Annotated in this window: 16 protein-coding genes; 14 read left to right on the top strand and 2 right to left on the bottom strand. The window is 70.0% G+C overall.

Annotated features, from left to right (window positions below):
• Positions 1-64 precede the first annotated feature (64 nt).
• From AB0H56_RS22605 to AB0H56_RS22575, 7 genes are all read left to right on the top strand, one after another.
• Positions 65-880 (top strand): ABC transporter ATP-binding protein, encoded by an 816-nt coding sequence (locus AB0H56_RS22605; RefSeq protein WP_357166542.1) that lies wholly within the window; start codon positions 65-67, stop codon positions 878-880.
• Positions 877-1,728 (top strand): ABC transporter permease, encoded by an 852-nt coding sequence (locus AB0H56_RS22600; RefSeq protein WP_357166539.1) that lies wholly within the window; start codon positions 877-879, stop codon positions 1,726-1,728. Before AB0H56_RS22605 ends, AB0H56_RS22600 begins: the two co-directional genes overlap by 4 nt.
• A 47-nt stretch (positions 1,729-1,775) precedes the next feature.
• Positions 1,776-2,909, top strand: a complete 1,134-nt coding sequence (locus AB0H56_RS22595; protein WP_357166537.1) for an ABC transporter substrate-binding protein — start codon at positions 1,776-1,778, stop codon at positions 2,907-2,909.
• 160 nt (positions 2,910-3,069) lie between these two features.
• Positions 3,070-3,639: a crossover junction endodeoxyribonuclease RuvC gene (gene ruvC, locus AB0H56_RS22590; protein WP_280346237.1), complete on the top strand. Its 570-nt coding sequence runs from the start codon at positions 3,070-3,072 to the stop codon at positions 3,637-3,639.
• Entirely contained in the window at positions 3,636-4,235 is a 600-nt protein-coding gene (ruvA, locus tag AB0H56_RS22585; RefSeq protein ID WP_357166534.1) for a Holliday junction branch migration protein RuvA, read from the top strand. The genes ruvC and ruvA overlap by 4 nt, the downstream gene beginning before the upstream one ends.
• Positions 4,236-4,238: 3 nt before the next feature.
• Complete coding sequence (ruvB, locus tag AB0H56_RS22580) at positions 4,239-5,333, top strand: Holliday junction branch migration DNA helicase RuvB (protein ID WP_357166531.1); 1,095 nt, start codon at positions 4,239-4,241, stop codon at positions 5,331-5,333.
• A 43-nt stretch (positions 5,334-5,376) separates the two neighbouring features.
• The gene (locus tag AB0H56_RS22575) at positions 5,377-5,889 is read left to right on the top strand and encodes a GtrA family protein (protein ID WP_357166528.1); all 513 of its coding nucleotides are present in this window, start codon (positions 5,377-5,379) and stop codon (positions 5,887-5,889) included.
• Here the strand turns inward: AB0H56_RS22575 and AB0H56_RS22570 are convergent, their stop codons facing one another.
• Positions 5,890-6,468, bottom strand: a complete 579-nt coding sequence (locus AB0H56_RS22570; RefSeq protein WP_357166525.1) for a DivIVA domain-containing protein — start codon at positions 6,466-6,468, stop codon at positions 5,890-5,892.
• Between the two features lie 175 nt (positions 6,469-6,643).
• On the opposite strand from AB0H56_RS22570, the gene AB0H56_RS22565 reads away from it, so the two are divergent.
• The 7 genes from AB0H56_RS22565 (at position 6,644) to AB0H56_RS22535 (ending at position 15,704) form a co-directional block, all read left to right on the top strand.
• Positions 6,644-8,134 (top strand): NAD(P)/FAD-dependent oxidoreductase, encoded by a 1,491-nt coding sequence (locus AB0H56_RS22565; RefSeq protein ID WP_357166522.1) that lies wholly within the window; start codon positions 6,644-6,646, stop codon positions 8,132-8,134.
• A 109-nt stretch (positions 8,135-8,243) separates the two neighbouring features.
• Positions 8,244-8,591, top strand: a complete 348-nt coding sequence (gene yajC, locus AB0H56_RS22560) for a preprotein translocase subunit YajC (protein ID WP_357166519.1) — start codon at positions 8,244-8,246, stop codon at positions 8,589-8,591.
• Between the two features lie 108 nt (positions 8,592-8,699).
• Positions 8,700-10,415 carry a protein translocase subunit SecD gene (gene secD / locus AB0H56_RS22555; RefSeq protein WP_357166516.1) on the top strand — a complete coding sequence of 572 codons (1,716 nt, stop codon included), beginning with the start codon at positions 8,700-8,702 and terminating at the stop codon, positions 10,413-10,415.
• Entirely contained in the window at positions 10,412-11,596 is a 1,185-nt protein-coding gene (gene secF / locus AB0H56_RS22550; RefSeq protein WP_357166513.1) for a protein translocase subunit SecF, read from the top strand. The genes secD and secF overlap by 4 nt, the downstream gene beginning before the upstream one ends.
• A gap of 23 nt (positions 11,597-11,619) precedes the next feature.
• Positions 11,620-13,332, top strand: a complete 1,713-nt coding sequence (locus tag AB0H56_RS22545; RefSeq protein WP_357166510.1) for an ABC transporter substrate-binding protein — start codon at positions 11,620-11,622, stop codon at positions 13,330-13,332.
• Positions 13,333-13,379: 47 nt separating this feature from the next.
• Positions 13,380-13,952, top strand: a complete 573-nt coding sequence (locus AB0H56_RS22540) for an adenine phosphoribosyltransferase (protein WP_357166507.1) — start codon at positions 13,380-13,382, stop codon at positions 13,950-13,952.
• A 165-nt stretch (positions 13,953-14,117) separates the two neighbouring features.
• On the top strand, positions 14,118-15,704 hold the full coding sequence (locus AB0H56_RS22535) for an ATP-binding cassette domain-containing protein (RefSeq protein WP_357166504.1): 1,587 nt from the start codon (positions 14,118-14,120) through the stop codon (positions 15,702-15,704).
• On the opposite strand, the gene AB0H56_RS22530 is transcribed toward AB0H56_RS22535, so the two are convergent.
• Positions 15,701-16,126, bottom strand: a complete 426-nt coding sequence (locus tag AB0H56_RS22530; protein WP_357166501.1) for a nuclear transport factor 2 family protein — start codon at positions 16,124-16,126, stop codon at positions 15,701-15,703. The genes AB0H56_RS22535 and AB0H56_RS22530 overlap by 4 nt on opposite strands.
• Positions 16,127-16,153: the final 27 nt, after the last annotated feature.

Below are 16,153 nucleotides of genomic sequence, written 5' to 3'. Positions count from 1 at the left end.
ATACGAAACAAGGGTGTAATCCGCAGGACCGCGATCCGCAACGACGGGTCACTAGAAATAGTCCATGAGCGCAACGGCTTCCACCGCGTCGCCCGCCGCCGACTCGTATACGAGAATCGACCGCGGTCTCGACCCCGAATCGGCCCTGGCCTTCGACGGAGTCTCCCTCGTCTTCGCTGACGGCACCCGGGCACTGTCCGATATCGACCTGCGGGTCCGGCCCCGCGAGTTCGTCTCGCTGGTCGGCCCGTCCGGCTGCGGAAAGTCGACGCTGCTGCGCCTCGCGGCCGGCTTCGAACGGCCGACCGCGGGCACTGTCGCGGTCGGCACCAGCAGACTGGGCTATGTCTTCCAGGAATCCACGCTGCTCGCCTGGCGCAGCGTCGCCGCCAACGTCGAGCTGCCCGCCGAGCTGGCCGGTGTCGACCGGGCCACCCGGCGCGCGGACGCGCGGGACGCGATCGAGCGGGTCGGGCTGGCCGGATTCGAGAACCACAAGCCCGCGCAACTGTCCGGCGGCATGCGGATGCGGGCCTCCATCGCCAGGGCGCTGACGCTGCGACCGGAGTTGTTCCTGTTCGACGAGCCGTTCGGCGCGCTCGACGAGATCACCCGGCAGCGCCTCAACGAGGAGGTCGGCGCGCTGTTCCGGCGCGACGGCTTCGCCGGTGTCTTCGTCACCCACTCGGTCGGTGAGGCGGTGTTCATGTCGACCCGGGTGGTCGTCCTGACCGGCAGGCCGGGCCGGGTGGCGGCCGAGATCACGGTGCCCTTCGACTTCCCGCGCCTGCCGCAGCTGCGCTACACCCCCGAATTCGCGGCCATCTCGGCCGAGGTGTCGGCGGCGCTGCGCGGCGCCGAGCAGGAGGCGGCCGCATGACCGCCGTGGCAGTGCCCGGTGCCGGGCTCGGCACGGCACCGAAGACCTACCGGCGCCGGCCGTTCGGGATCGCGCCGATCCGGATCCTCGCCCCGATCGTCGTGTTCGTCGCGGTGCTGGCCTGCTGGTCGCTGGTGAGCCACGTCCTGCTCGACCCGCAGTCGCGCTTCCTGCTGCCCGCGCCGGAGCAGGTGATTGCCAAGGGACTGCTCGACCCGGTCGCGCGCACCGCCATCGTGACCGCGCTGTGGTCGACCGTGCAGGTGGCGCTGGTCGGGTTGGTCGTCGCGATCGTGCTCGGCGTGAGCTTCGCGGTGGTGATGAGTCAGGCGCGCTGGGCTGAGTACTCGCTGTATCCGTACGCGGTGGTGCTGCAGACGATTCCGATCCTCGCGGTGGTCCCGCTGTTCGGGTTCTGGTTCGGCTACGAGTTCTCCAGCCGGGTGATCGTCTGCGTGATGGTCTCGCTGTTCCCGGTCGTCACCAACACCCTGTTCGGCCTGAAGTCGGTGGCGCCCGCAGAGCACGATCTGTTCACCCTGCACGGGGCGAGCCGGTGGCAGCGGCTGCTGAAACTGCAGCTGCCCAGCGCGCTGCCCGCGATGATCTCCGGCTTCAAGATCTCCGGCGGCATGGCGATCATCGGGTCCATCGTCGCCGACTTCTTCTTCCGCCAGGGCGAACCCGGCATCGGCCGGATGATCGACGTCTATCGCCAGCAGCTGGCCACCGAGGAACTGCTCACCGCACTGCTGCTGTCCTCGCTCGTCGGCCTGATCCTGTTCTGGTTCTTCGACTTCCTGGCCCGGCGCGTCGACCGCGCGCAGGGTCTGCGCCGCGAAGCCTGACCCCACCGTCCCCCTCTCGTCATCGCTCGACCCCGAAGGAACTCCCGGTGCAGAAATACCTCCTCACCACCGCCGTCCTCGCCGGCGCCACCGCGCTGACCGCCTGTACCGGCGCGAGCTCGGTGCCCGCGCCCACCGGTCAGGGCGCGCTCGCCGGGATCTGCCCGGCGACCGTCGTCATCCAGACCGACTGGTACGCCACGCCGGAGCGGGCCGCCGCCTATCAGCTGGTCGGGCCGGACGGCACCGTCGACGTGCAGAAGGGCGCCTACTCCGGTCCGCTCGGTGACACCGGCGTGAATGTCGAAGTGCGCCTGGGTGGCCCGTTCCTGGGCGGGCAGCCGGTGCCCGCCCAGATGTACCAGGACCAGAGCATCACCCTCGGCTTCGTCCCGACCGACGACGCGGTGCGCGCCGCCGCCAAGTTCCCGGTGACCGGTGTGTTCGCCTCGCTCGACGTGAACCCGCAGATCGTGCTGTTCGACCCGGCGACCTATCCGCAGGTCAGCTCGTGGAAGGACGTGCCCGGCACCGGAGCTCCGGTGGTCTACAGCGAGGGCAAGCTGTTCATGGACTACCTGATCGCGCACGGCGACGTCTCCGCCGCCCAGGCCGACGCCTCCTTCGACGGCACGCCGAGCCGCTTCGTCGCCGAGCGGGGCAAGGCGATGCAGCAGGGCTATGTCTCCAACGAGCCCTATCGCTGGGAGCACGATGTCAAAGGCTGGCTCAAACCGGTGAAATCGCTGCTGGTGCACGAGTCCGGCTACGAGATCTACCCGCACGCGTGGTCGGTGCGCAGCGGTGCGCTGGACGAGCTCGCGCCGTGCCTGAGCAAGCTGGTGCCGATGCTGCAACAGGCCCAGGTCGACTACGTGCGCGACCCCGAACCGGTCAACGGGGCACTGCTGCGGATCGCCGAGACCATCCCGGACGGCCCGCCGATGACCGCCGGGGGCAACACCGATTCGGTGAAAGTGCAACTCGCGCAGAAGATCGTCGGCAACGGCCCGGATGCCACCCTGGGCGACTTCGACACCGGCCGGGTCGACCGGGTGATCGGCGCGGTGACCCCCATCCTGCGCAAGCGCGGGCTCGAAGTGCCCGACGGCGTCACCGCCGCCACGATCGTCACCAACCGGTTCATCGATTCGGCGATCGGGTTGCCGAGCACGCCATGAGGCGGGAACGCCCCGGACCCGGCAGACACACCAGCGGTGCGGGATCGTGGCCTGCTCGCCCGGCGTGATCGGGGGGAGGGCGCCCGTGTCGCTGGTCCTGGGCGGCGGGGAGATGCTCTAGACTTTCGAACAATTGTTCGTGTCTTCGAAGGGGCTGCCGGTGCGGGTGATGGGCGTCGATCCGGGGCTCACCCGGTGCGGGCTCAGCATGGTCGACAGTGGGCCGGGGCGCAAGGTCGTCGCGCTCGACGTGGGGGTGGTGCGCACGCCGGTCGACGCGGAGCTGGCGCTGCGGCTGATGGCCGTGGCCGATGCCGCCGAGCACTGGATGGACACCCATCAGCCCGAGGCGGTCGCCATCGAACGGGTTTTCGCGCAGCACAATGTGCGCACCGCGATGGGAACCGCGCAGGCGGGCGGGGTGATCGCGCTGGCCGCGGCCCGGCGCGGGATCAAGGTCGCCTTCCACACGCCCAGTGAGGTGAAGGCCGCGGTCACCGGCAACGGCACCGCCGACAAGGCGCAGGTCACCGCCATGGTCACCCGGATCCTCGGCCTCCAGGTGGCGCCCAAACCCGCCGACGCCGCCGACGCGCTCGCGCTCGCGATCTGTCATTGTTGGCGGGCGCCGCTGCTGGACCGGATGGCGGCCGCGCAGGCACAGGCGGACGAGGTCCGCCGCCGCTACGAGCAGCGGCTGGCCGAACAACGAAAGGTGGTGCGCCGGTGATCGCGTCGGTACGCGGCGAGGTGCTCGAGATCGCGCTCGACCATGTGGTGCTCGAGGCCGCGGGGGTCGGCTACCGGCTCAATGTCACCCCGGCGACGCTGGCCGGCCTCACCCGGGGCGAGGAGGCCAGGCTCTACACCGCGATGATCGTGCGCGAGGACTCGATGACGCTGTTCGGCTTCGCCGACACCGAGGCCCGCGATCTGTTCGGCCTGCTGCAGACTGTCTCCGGCGTCGGCCCCCGCCTGGCCATGGCGGTACTGGCCGTGCTGGAGCCCGAGGCGCTGCGCAAGGCGTTGGCGGAGAGCAATGTCGCCGCGCTCACCCGGGTGCCCGGCATCGGCAAGCGCGGTGCCGAGCGCATGGTCGTCGAACTGCGCGACAAGGTGAACCTGGTGCCGGTGCCCGCGGGCCCGCCCGGTGCGCAGGCACCGCTCACGCCGGTGCGCGAACAGGTCGCCGAAGCGCTGGTCGGCCTCGGCTTTCCGGCCAAACAAGCCGAACAGGCCGTCGACACGGTCCTGGCCGACCAGCCCGCCGCCACCACCTCCGTGGCCCTGCGCGCCGCCCTCGGCCTGCTCGGCAAGAACAGGTAGGTCATGGACGACGACTTCGAGCCCGCCTTCGAGACCGACGACCCCGCGCTCAGCGCCCAGTTCCTGCAGTCCGACGGTGAGACCGAGACCGGCCTGCGCCCCACCTCGCTCGACGATTTCATCGGCCAGCCCCGCGTCCGCGAACAACTGGCTCTCGTCCTGCGCGGCGCCAGGCAGCGCGGCGCCACCCCCGACCACGTGCTGTTGTCCGGCCCGCCCGGGCTCGGCAAGACCAGCATGGCGATGATCATCGCCGCCGAACTCGGCACCGCCCTGCGCATCACGTCGGGTCCCGCGCTGGAACGCGCGGGCGACCTGGCCGCCATGCTGTCCAATCTCGTCGAGGGCGATGTGCTGTTCATCGACGAGATCCACCGGATGGCCAGGCCCGCCGAGGAGATGCTGTACCTGGCGATGGAGGACTTCCGGGTCGACGTGGTCGTCGGCAAGGGACCGGGCGCGACCTCGATCCCGCTCGACATCGCGCCGTTCACGCTGGTCGGGGCCACCACCCGGTCCGGCGCGCTCACCGGCCCGCTGCGCGACCGCTTCGGCTTCACCGGCCATATGGACTTCTACGATCCCGGGGAGCTGTTGCGCATCCTGCAGCGCTCGGCCCGCATCCTCGGCGTCCGGATCGATCACGACGCCGCCGCCGAGGTCGCGGGCCGGTCCAGGGGCACCCCGCGCATCGCGAACCGGCTGCTGCGCCGCGTCCGCGATTTCGCCGAGGTGCGCGCCGACGGCGTGATCACCCATCCGATCGCCATGGCGGCGCTCGAGGTCTACGACGTGGACGCGCTCGGCCTGGACCGGCTCGACCGGGCCGTGCTCGGCGCCCTGGTGCGCGGGTTCGGCGGGGGACCGGTGGGCGTGTCCACGCTCGCGGTCGCCGTCGGCGAGGAGGCGGCCACCGTGGAAGAGGTGTGCGAACCGTTCCTCGTGCGCGCCGGGCTGGTCGCCCGCACACCGCGCGGCCGGGTCGCGACCGCCACGGCCTGGGAGCATCTCGGGCTGGTGCCGCCGCCGGATCTGGTCATCGGCGCGATCGAAGTGCGTGGGCGCGAACCGCACCCGTCGATGGACCTGCTGGACTGAACCCGGTGGGCAGGTCGCCGCGAGGTCGTCTACTGTCGGCCGGGTGGCAGTCCAAGCGGTGGTGCAGCGCCTCCCCGAGCCGTTGCGTTCCCTGCTCCTGAAGCATCGGGAGCTCCTGAAGTTCGCGGTCGTCGGTGCGATCACCTGGTTCATCGATACCGGGGTGGTGTACGCGGTGAAGCTGACCGTGCTCGGCGAGAAGCCGCTCACCGCGCGCCTGCTCGGTGCGCTGATCGCGACCATCGCCTCCTACATCCTCAACCGCGAGTGGTCCTTCCGCACCCGCGGCGGCAGGCAGCGCAGCCACGAGGCCGCCCTGTTCTTCACCGTCAGCGCGCTCGGGATCGGCGTCACCATGATCCCGCAGGCGGTGTCGCTGTATGTGCTGAACCTGCGTGTGCCGCATGTGGATCCGGTGGTGCAGGCGGTCGCGAACTTCGTCTCCGGGCAGATCCTCGGCGTGCTGCTGGCGATGGCGTTCCGGTTCTGGGCGTTCCGGCGCTACGTGTTCCCCGACGACCTGCGCGAGGCCGAACTGCACAGCATCCAGGGCTGATCAGTGCCGCCGCTCGGCATGCTCGAGCGCGGTGATCACCAGATCGACGAACGCGTCGACCTCCTCGCGGGCGTAGCCGCGGGTGCCCAGCCGGGTGTCGGTGAAACGGACACCGCGCACGTCCTCGGCGGTGAGGCTGCCCGGGCCGTTGTGGGCCAGCGTCGCCGCGACCAGATCGAGGAACGCGTCGACCTCTTCCTCGTGGTAGCCGCGCCGCCCGACGGCCGAGAGGCTGAACCGCATGCGGTGCACGTCGTCGGGGGAGAGCATCTCGGCGACATCGTCGCCCGGGCGCGCGGCGGGGACCGGGGCGCCGCCCTTCTGCCGGTGCTCGAGTTCGGTCCGTACCCGGTCGAGGAAATCGTCGACCTGGTCGGCCTGGTAGCCGCGCCCGCCGAAGCGCGGTGCCCCGAAGTGCACGTGACGGATGTCGTCGGCGGTGAGAACGCCCTGTCCGTCGAGCGTCGCCGAGACCAGTTCCAGGAACGCGTCGACCTCCTCGGCGTGGTAGCCACGGTGGCCGAGGGTGGGCATGGCGAAGTGGGTACGGCTCACATCGTCGGGCGTCACAGCGGTCATTGTGTCAGGATTGCCCTTCTATCCCATGGCTTTTCACCATTGCTCGCCCCTCGCGCGGGCTGTCGATGAACAGCCGTCCGACGGCGTGACTGTACACCGCCGTCAGGCACTGTCGCCGCCGAAGAAATAATGTGTCATCCTGTAACAGACACAATGTCGCACATGGAGGTTCGTCGTGGCACCTCAGTTGGACGCGGTCGTGGTCGGGGCGGGTTTCGGCGGCATGGGAGCCGCCATCGAACTCGACCGGCTCGGGCTGCGGAATTTCGTCATCCTGGAGCGCGAGGACGACCTCGGCGGAACCTGGCATGTGAACCGGTACCCCGGGCTGGCCGTCGACATCGCCTCGGTCACCTACTCGTATTCCTTCGAGCCCAACCCGTACTGGTCGCGGCTGTTCGCGCCGGGCGCCGAGCTCGAGAAATACGCCCACCACGTCGCGCGTAAATACGACCTGAGCCGCCGGATGCGATTCGGCACCGTCGTCGACGGCGCGCGCTGGGACGACGAGAACCAGCAGTGGACGGTCTCGATCGCCGGGGGCGAGACCCTCACCGCCCGCTATCTGCTCACCGCGACCGGGTTCCTCTCCCAGCCCTACACCCCGCCGTTCCCCGGGATCGAATCCTTCGCGGGCAAGATCATCCACACCACCGCCTGGGACGACGACTACGACCTCACCGACCGCAGGGCCGCGATCATCGGCACCGGCGCCACCGCCGTGCAGCTGGTGCCCGAGGTGGCCAAGCGGGTCGCCGCGCTGACCGTCTTCCAGCGCACCCCCATCTGGGTGGTGCCCAAGGTCGACGCGCCGATCCCCGGCGTGGTGCAGGAACTCTTCGCGAAGGTGCCGCTCACCCAGAAGGCGGCCCGCCTGGCCAACACGGCCATGCTCGAAGCGCTGATGGTCGTCGGCGTGCTGCACTACGCGCAGGCCAAACCGCTCAACTCCGCGGCGGCGGCGCTGGCCAAGGCGCACCTGTTCGCCCAGGTGCGCGACAAGAAGACCAGGGCCGAGCTCACCCCGCACTACGACTTCGGCTGCAAGCGCCCCACCTTCTCCAACACCTACTTCAAGACCTTCAACCAGCCGCACGTGCGCCTCGAGACGAACTCGATCGATCACGTCGAACCCGACGGCATCGTCACCGCCGACGGCCGCAAGACCGCGATCGACACCCTGCTGCTGGCCACCGGCTTCAACCTGTGGGACGTGAACTTCCCGGCCATCGAGATCATCGGCCGCGACGGGGTGAACCTCGGAAAATTCTGGCGCGACAACCGCTTCCAGGCCTACGAGGGCATCACCGTGCCCAAGTTCCCCAACTTCCTCAGCCTCAACAGTCCCTATTCCTACAGCGGGCTGTCCTACTTCACCACCATCGAGGCCCAGATGAAGCACATGGGCAGGCTGTTCACCGAGCTCTTCCGGCGCGGCGAGCAGACCTTCGAGGTCACCGAGCGTGCCAATGCCGAGTTCCTCGACCGGGTGACCGACAAGCTGGGTTCCTCGGTCTTCTACGGTGGCGACTGCTCGACCGCGCGCAGCTACTACTTCAACCAGCACGGCGAGGCGGCGCTGCTGCGCCCGACCAGCACCCTCAACGCCCACCGCGAGGCGGTCGCCTTCCCGCTCGACGACTACGCCTTCGGTCGCACGGCGTGAGCGGCGCGCGGGGACACTGATCGGTGTCCGGTGTGTCGCCGGCGCGGGGAACTGGCAGACTGTCAGGCGTACTTGCACGTCCACCACTGACTAGGGACTGACTTCGACGATGGACTTCCTGTTTCCGCTGCTGATCCTCGCCCTGCTCGTGCCGATGTTCTTCGGCATCCGCAAACAGAAGCGGGAGGCCGAGAAGGTCGCGTCCATGCAGGAGAGCCTGAAGGTCGGTGACCAGGTGGTCACCACGTCGGGCCTGTACGGCACCGTCGTCGACCTGGACGAGACCACCGTCGACCTCGAGATCGCCGAGGAGGTCGTCACCACCTGGCTGCGCCAGGCGATCCGCGAGGTGCGCGCCGACGAATCGGTGGTCGAGGAGACCGCCGCGACCGACACCGCGGCCGATGCCGTCGAGGAGTCCGCGGAGCAGACCGAGACCCGGCTGACCAAGGACTGATCCACTCCCTCTCACCGGTGCCTGCGCGCCGCCGTGGCGCGCACCCGGTGCGGGCATCGTCGTGCCCACCCGTTCCGACCTCGACTTCCGCCTAGGAGATGACCTGCTGTGCCACCTTCCCAAGGATCGGCGCATCCGTTCCGGCTGCTCGGCGTCTACGCCGCGCTGCTGGCCGTGATCTACGCGCTGGTGTTCTTCACCGGTGACCATTCCCCCACGCCCAAGCTCGGTATCGATCTGCAGGGCGGCACCCGCGTCACCCTGACCGCGCGCACCCCCGACGGCAGCAGGCCGAGCCAGGACAGCCTGAAGAAGGCGCAGGAGATCATCGAGAACCGTGTCAACGGCCTCGGCGTCTCCGGCTCCGAGGTGGTCATCGACGGCGACAACCTCGTCATCACGGTGCCCGGTGAGGACAGCCAGCAGGCTCGCGCGCTGGCCACCACCGCCAAGCTCTACATCCGCCCCGTGCTGGCGGCCACCCAGCCGCAGGCCGGTGGCGCCGCGCCGCAGGTCCCGCCGACCCAGGGCGGCACCCCGCAGGCCCCGGCCACCGAGACGCCAGCGCCCGGTGAGTCGACCGCGCCGACGCCGGGTGAGACCCCGGCCCAGGGCGAGCCGACCGCGCCCGCTCCGCAGTCGCGGGTGTTCCCGGCGCAGGCGCCGCCGACGCCCACCCCCGCGCCCGGTGGCGAGCTGACGCCCCAGCAGCAGCAGGCCAAGGAGATCGCCGACGCCAAGGCGCTGCGCCAGAGCACCGACCAGTCCGTGCAGCAGGTCGCCGCGGCGAGCCTGGACTGCACCAAGCCGGACCCGCTGGCGGGCAACGACGACCCGGCGCTGCCGCTGGTCACCTGCTCGCAGGACGGCACCGAGGTGTTCCTGCTCGGCCCGAGCCGCATCGACGGCCAGGAGATCGCCGACGCGACCTCCGGCCTGAACTCCCAGCAGGCGCGCCACGAGGTGAACCTGGAGTTCAAGGGCAGCGGCACCGACGCCTGGGCCGATCTGACCGGCGAATACGTCAACCAGCGGGTCGCGTTCGTGCTCGACTCGAAGGTCGTGAGCGCGCCGCAGGTGCAGCAGGGCCCGCAGCTGGGTGGCCGCACCTCCATCTCCGGCAGCTTCACCGCCGACAGCGCGGCCGAGCTGGCCAACACGCTGAAGTACGGCTCGCTGCCGCTGTCGTTCCAGACCTCCGAGGCCGAGACGGTCTCGGCGACGCTGGGCCTGTCCTCGCTCAAGGCGGGCCTGCTCGCCGGCGCGGTCGGCCTGATCGCGGTGCTGCTGTACTGCCTGCTCGTGTACCGGATGCTCGGGCTGATCGCCGGGTTCTCGCTGATCGCGGCCGGTGCCGCCGTCTACGGCATCATCGTGCTGCTCGGACGCTGGATCGGCTTCACCCTCGATCTGGCCGGTATCGCCGGTCTGATCATCGGTATCGGCCTGACCGCCGACTCGTTCGTCGTGTTCTTCGAGCGCATCAAGGACGAGATGCGCGAGGGCCGCAGCTTCCGCTCGGCCGTGCCGCGCGGCTGGGCCAGGGCGCAGCGCACCAACCTCTCCGGCAAGACCGTCAGCCTCATCGCCTCGGTCGTGCTGTACCTGCTCGCCGCCGGACAGGTGAAGGGCTTCGCCTTCACCCTCGGTATCACCACCGTCCTCGACGTGATCGTGCTCTACCTGGTCACCGCACCGCTGATGATGCTCGCCGCGCGCTCGCCGTTCTGGGCCAAGCCGTCGGTGAACGGTCTCGGTTCGATGCAGCAGATCGCCAGGGAACGCGGCGCGGGCCAGGTCCGGCCGAAGGAGATGTCACGATGAGCAACGACCGACCCACCGAGGAATCGGTGTACCTGGACAAGGCCGAGCCGTCGCAGGGCCCGAAGCACGGATTCTTCGAGCGGCTCTACACCGGCACCGGTGGCTTCCCGATCGTCAGCCGCCGCAAGCTGTTCTATTCGCTGGCGGCGATCCTGCTGCTGATCTCGGTGCTGAGCATCGCGGTACGCGGCTTCACCCTCGGCATCGATTTCGCCGGTGGTTCGCGGATCCAGCTCCCCGCCGCGGGCGATGTCACCAGCCAGCAGGTCGAGGACGTCTACTCGCGCACCCTCGGCCACGGGCCGGTGTCGGTGCAGGAAGTCGGCTCCGGCGGGTCCGCCACTATCCAGGTGCGCTCGGAGACCCTGGACGCGGCCCAGACCGAGCAGTTGCAGAACGCGCTGTTCGAGGAGTTCCAGCCCAGGGACTCCTCGGGGCAGGTCACCCGCAACGCGATCAGCATCGCCGAGATCAGTGAGACCTGGGGTGGCCAGATCACCCAGAAGGCGCTGATCGCGCTGGCGGTGTTCGTCGCGCTGACGATGGTCTACATCGCGATCCGCTTCGAACGCGACATGTCGATCGCGGCGATCGTGTCCCTGTTCTTCAACCTGATCGTGACGGCGGGCATCTATTCGCTCGTCGGCTTCGAGGTGACGCCCGCCGCGGTGATCGGTCTGCTCACGATCCTGGGTTACGTGCTCTACGACAACGTGGTGGTCTTCGACAAGGTCGAGGAGAACACCCGCGGCGTGCTGCACCTGAACAAACGCACCTACGCCGAGCAGGCGAACCTGGCCGCCAACCAGACCCTGATGCGGTCGATCAGCACCACCGTCATCGGCATCCTGCCGATCATCGGCATGCTGGTGATCGCGGTGTGGCTGCTCGGCGTCGGCACGCTCAAGGACCTCGCGCTCGTGCAGCTGGTCGGCATGATCGTCGGCGCCTACTCCTCGATCTTCCTCGCCGTTCCGGTGCTGGTCTCGATCAAGGAGCGCTGGGGCCCGGTGGCCGCGCACACCAAGAAGGTGCTCGCCAAGCGGGCCGCGGGCGACACCGGGCACCGGGTGCCGGTGGGCGCCGGTGCAGGCGCGAGCCGTGGCCCACGGCCGAGCGACGCGTCCGCGCCGCGCGCGGGCGCGCGGCCGAGCGGGAAGCGTCACAAGAGGAGGAACTGACGGCGAGAGCAGGGGGTCTCATCATGCGACGCGGCACGATTCGACTGATCACCGTGGTGGCCACCGCGGCCGTCGCCACCGGCCTGATGGCCGGATGCTCGAGCAAGAACCAGGTGCCCTCCATCGGGTACGCCGTCGACGCGGCGGTCGCCAGCTACAACGGCGGCAGCACGCTCGGGGCGAGCAGCGGCTCCGCCGCGGTGTTCGGCCGGGTGCTGACCGGGTTCTTCTACACCGGCCCGGACGGCCAGCAGGTCGCCGACACCGACGCGGGCACCGCGAAGGAGGTGCCCGGCGAGACGCAGACCGTGCAGTACCGGCTCAACCCGGACGGGGTGTACTCCGACGGGGTCGCGACGTCCTGTGACGATCTGGTGCTGGCCTGGGCTGCCCGGTCCGGCCGTTTCACCCGCCCCGGCGACCGCGGTCCCGTGCCGCTGTTCGACGCGGCGAGCACGGTGGGCTACGAGGACATCGAACGGGTCGACTGCCAGCCGGGTTCCAAGGACGCCACGGTGGTGTTCCGCCCCGGCAGGCACTACCTGCCGTGGCGGACGCTGTTCACCGCCGCCGAGCTGATGCCCGCCCACGTGGTGGCGCAGGCGGTCGGGCTGCCGAACGTGGTGAACGCGCTGCAGACCGGTGACGGCGCCGTGCTCGGGCGGATCGCCGACTTCTGGAACTCCGGGTGGACCATGAAGCCGGGGTCGCTCGAGCTGACGAAGTTCCCGTCCTCCGGGCCGTACCGGATCGAATCGTTCAGCGCGAGCGATGGTCTGGTGCTGGTGGCCAACGAGAAGTGGTGGGGCGCCGTCCCGGCGACGAGCCGGATCGTGGTGTGGCCCAAGGGCACCGACTACGCGGCCAAGGCGAAGGAGAACGCCCTCGGCGTCGTCGACGTGGGCGCCGGGTCGGTCGCCGACCTGTCGCTCGACGGCTTCGACGAGCAGACGATCGCGGGCCGTGGCGCCGAACAGCTGGTCCTCGGCACCGCCGGTGTCTTCGGGCCGCTGGAAGTGCGCCGCGCGTTCGCCCAGTGTGTGCCGAGGCAGGCGCTGTTCGACACCCTCGGCAAGGCGGGGGAGCCACCGAAGTCCGGCCTGGGCGCCGGCCCGCTGAACGCCCATGTGGTGCAGCAGGATTCGCTGTACTATCCGGCCGTCATCGGCGCCGCCGACCAGTACAAGGGTGCCGACGCCGCCGCTGCCACCGCCACCCTGGCCTCGGCCAAGGCCGGTCAGCCGACCATCCGCATCGGTTACCAGGCGCCCGACGCGCGGCGCGCGAAGACCGTGGCCATTATCGCCGAGTCCTGCCGGGGCGCGGGGATCACCGTGGTCGACGCGGGCGCACCGGATTTCACCCCGGTCAAGCTGGCCGAGGGCGCGGTCGACGCGGTCCTCGGCAGTACCGCGTCGGTGCCGGGTCCGGCGGGCTCGGCCACCGGCGTCGCCGCGTTCGCGGCGTTGCGGGCCGGTAGCGGACTCGATGTCGGTGGCTTCGCCAACGGTCGCTACGATGCCATCACCGATCAGCTTGCGGGAGAGGCCGACTCGACCGCGACGCTGAATCTGCTCACCGAGGCCGAGAACCTGCTGTGGGCGCAGCTGCCGAGCATCCCGCTGTTCGCCACGCCGCGCACCATCGCGTTCGGCGCGGGCATGCAGAACGGGATCGCCGGGCCGACCCAGGCCGGAACCGGCTGGAACATGGATCGCTGGGTGTTGCAGCGATGAGCAGTGGTGGCAGGCACGCGGAGCGTGGCCGAGACGGAGAGGTGTCGATGAGCAAGCACGCGGTGGTCGAGTCCGACGACCAGGTCAGTGAGCGGACCGGCAAGGCCGCGGACGCGGTGCATCGGCTGACCCGCTGGCACGACGACTTCCCCACGCCGGGTGTGCGTTTCGCGGATCTGACACCGGTCTTCGCCGACGCCGAGGGCTTCCGCGCCGTCATCGACTGCCTGGCGGCCGTGGCCCCCGACGTCGACCTCGTCGCCGGCGTCGACGCGCGGGGCTTCCTGCTCGGTGCCGGCGTCGCGGCCACCCTCGGAACCGGTGTGCTCGCCATCCGCAAGGGCGGAAAGCTGCCCCCGCCGGTGGTCTCGCGCGAGTACCAGCTCGAATACGGTTCGGCCGCACTGGAAATCCCGGCCGACGGCGTCGAGCTGACCGGCAAGCGCATCCTGCTGCTCGACGACGTCCTCGCCACCGGCGGCACCCTCGCCGCCGCGGCCGCGCTGTTCACCGAGGTGGGCGCCGAGGTCGTGGCCGCCGCCGTCGTCCTGGAACTAGGGTTCCTGAAGGGCCGCGAGCACCAGGGCGACTACCCGCTCACCTCGATCGTCGAGCTGTAGCGGGACCGCCCCGCGAAAAAGGGGTGGCGTGATCCGGCGCCGGGGTGTATCAATGAATGGTCTTGTTCCCGGCGATCGGAGTCGTGCGTTGATTTCTTGAGGTAGCGCTTCCGGACGGTCCGCATTCCGCGCACCGTGCATCCGTCGCACCTCCAGGGGATCCGCATGGCAACTCTTTCTTTTTCCGATCTCACTTTCCATTGGCCGGACGGCACCGTCGTCTTCGACGGCCTCGACGCAGTCCTCGGACCGGGCCAGATCGGGCTCGTCGGCAGCAACGGGGCGGGCAAGTCCACGCTGATGCGGTTGATCGCCGGGGAGCTGCGCCCGCTGCGCGGGTCGATCACCGTGCCGGGGCGCCTCGGCTACCTGCGCCAGGACCTCGGTATGCGCACCGGGCAGCGGGTCGAGACCGTGCTCGGCATCGCCGAGGTCAGGGCCGCGATCCAGCGCATCGAGAGCGGTGTGGGTGACCCCGAGGACTTCGACACCGTCGGGGTCCAGTGGCAGATCGAGGAGGAGGCGATCGCCCTGCTGGGCAAGCTGGGCCTCGACTACGTCGCGGGCTCGGTCGCCGACCTCGACCGCACCCTCGACACGCTTTCCGGCGGCGAGACCGTGCTGCTCGGACTCGTCGCGGAGTTGCTGCGCGACCCCGAGGTGCTGCTGCTCGACGAGCCGACCAACAATCTCGACGTGGTCGCGCGTGCGCGCCTCTACGACGTGATCCGTCAGTTCGGGGGCACCGTCGTCGTGGTGAGTCACGACCGGGAGCTGCTGGACCGGATGGACGGCATCGCCGAACTGCGGTCCGGGGAGATCCGGTCCTTCGGCGGCAATTTCAGTGCCTATGAACGGATCGTCGAGCAGGAACAGGAGGCGGCGCGGGCGGCGGTGCGCGATGCCCGCAGCGACGTTCGCAGGCAGGCGCGCGAATTGGTCGAGGCGCGGACGAAACTGGATCGCAGGCAGCGGTTCGCGCAGAAGGCGCAGGAATCCAAGCGGGTGCCCAAGATCGTGGCCGGATTGCGCAAGAACGCGGCCGAGGTGTCGGCGGGCAAACTGCGCACCGCCCACATCGAGAAGCTCGAGAGCGCGCGCGAAACCCTCGACCAGGCTGCGGAATCGGTGCGCGCCGACCGCGAGATCCGGATCGACCTGCCCGACACCCGGCTGTATCCGGGCCAGGACGTCGTCACGCTCGAGCGGGCTCGGCTGGCCAACGGTCCGGTGGTGGACCTGCGGGTGAGCGGACCGGAACGCATCGCGCTCACCGGACGCAACGGCGCGGGCAAGACCACGCTGTTGCGCCGGATCGTCGAGGAGGGCCCGAAGGTCCCGTGGCGGCTGCTGCCGCAGCGGCTCGACGTGTTCGACGAGCAGCGCAGCGTCTTCGAGAATGTAGCCGACGCGGCGCCGCACGCCTCCCCGGAGCGGATCCGGGCACAGTTGGCGCGCTTCCTGTTCCGCGGCGCCGACGCCGACGTCGCGGCCGGGGCCCTCTCGGGTGGGGAGCGGTTGCGCGCGGCGCTGGCGACGCTGCTCCTCGCCGAACCCGCCCCGCGCCTGTTGATGCTCGACGAGCCGACCAACAACCTCGACCTGCCCAGCCTCACCCACCTCACCCAGGCCCTGGCCGGCTTCGAAGGCGCGCTGATCGTGGTCAGCCACGATCAACGCTTCCTCGACGACATCGGAATCACCCGCACCCTCGAACTCACCCCGGAGGGATTGGCCGAGGCAGGTTCCTAGAACCCGGCGGCGCGCCGGACGACCGCCGGGTGTCTGGCCATGGCGGGGCCGAGCCACAGGGTGAAGGCGAGTATCGCGGCCAAGGGGCGCAGGTGCGGGCGCAGCCGTCGGATGCGCCCGTCCGGCGCGAGCTCGAGCACCAGCGCCTCCGTCAGGGAGAAGGGCCCGAACCTGGCCTCGCCCAACAGGACCCGTGTGTCGCCTGTGCCGACGGTGTCGGTCCAGCGCAGATCGCGCAGCGCCCGGTAGATGATCGTCAGGAGTGGGGTGAGGTCGCCGCGGCCGCGGAAGACCATGCGTCCCGAGATCGGTGAGACGAGCTCAGCGTCCTCGGTCAGGGTGTCGAGCAGCGCGGGAATGTCGTTGTCGACGGTGGCCCGCCGGAATCGGGCGACGGGCACGCCCTCAGGGTCCTCGGTCATGGGCGCATCGGGTCCTCTTACTCGAGT

Source organism: Nocardia sp. NPDC050717, assembly GCF_040654275.1.
Lineage (GTDB): Bacteria > Actinomycetota > Actinomycetes > Mycobacteriales > Mycobacteriaceae > Nocardia.
Note: the sequence above shows the minus strand (reverse complement) of the source record. Positions and strands in the feature narration are given on the sequence as shown.

Excerpts from the sequence above, each read along its gene's own strand:
- AB0H56_RS22600 (WP_357166539.1), top strand. The coding sequence starts at position 877 with ATGACCGCCGTGGCAGTGCCCGGTGCCGGGCTCGGCACGGCACCGAAG.
- AB0H56_RS22540 (WP_357166507.1), top strand. The coding sequence starts at position 13,380 with ATGAGCAAGCACGCGGTGGTCGAGTCCGACGACCAGGTCAGTGAGCGG.
- AB0H56_RS22570 (WP_357166525.1), bottom strand. The coding sequence starts at position 6,468 with ATGACCGCTGTGACGCCCGACGATGTGAGCCGTACCCACTTCGCCATG.
- AB0H56_RS22530 (WP_357166501.1), bottom strand. The coding sequence starts at position 16,126 with ATGACCGAGGACCCTGAGGGCGTGCCCGTCGCCCGATTCCGGCGGGCC.
- secF (WP_357166513.1), top strand. The coding sequence starts at position 10,412 with ATGAGCAACGACCGACCCACCGAGGAATCGGTGTACCTGGACAAGGCC.
- AB0H56_RS22545 (WP_357166510.1), top strand. The coding sequence starts at position 11,620 with ATGCGACGCGGCACGATTCGACTGATCACCGTGGTGGCCACCGCGGCC.
- AB0H56_RS22605 (WP_357166542.1), top strand. The coding sequence starts at position 65 with ATGAGCGCAACGGCTTCCACCGCGTCGCCCGCCGCCGACTCGTATACG.
- ruvB (WP_357166531.1), top strand. The coding sequence starts at position 4,239 with ATGGACGACGACTTCGAGCCCGCCTTCGAGACCGACGACCCCGCGCTC.
- yajC (WP_357166519.1), top strand. The coding sequence starts at position 8,244 with ATGGACTTCCTGTTTCCGCTGCTGATCCTCGCCCTGCTCGTGCCGATG.
- AB0H56_RS22535 (WP_357166504.1), top strand. The coding sequence starts at position 14,118 with ATGGCAACTCTTTCTTTTTCCGATCTCACTTTCCATTGGCCGGACGGC.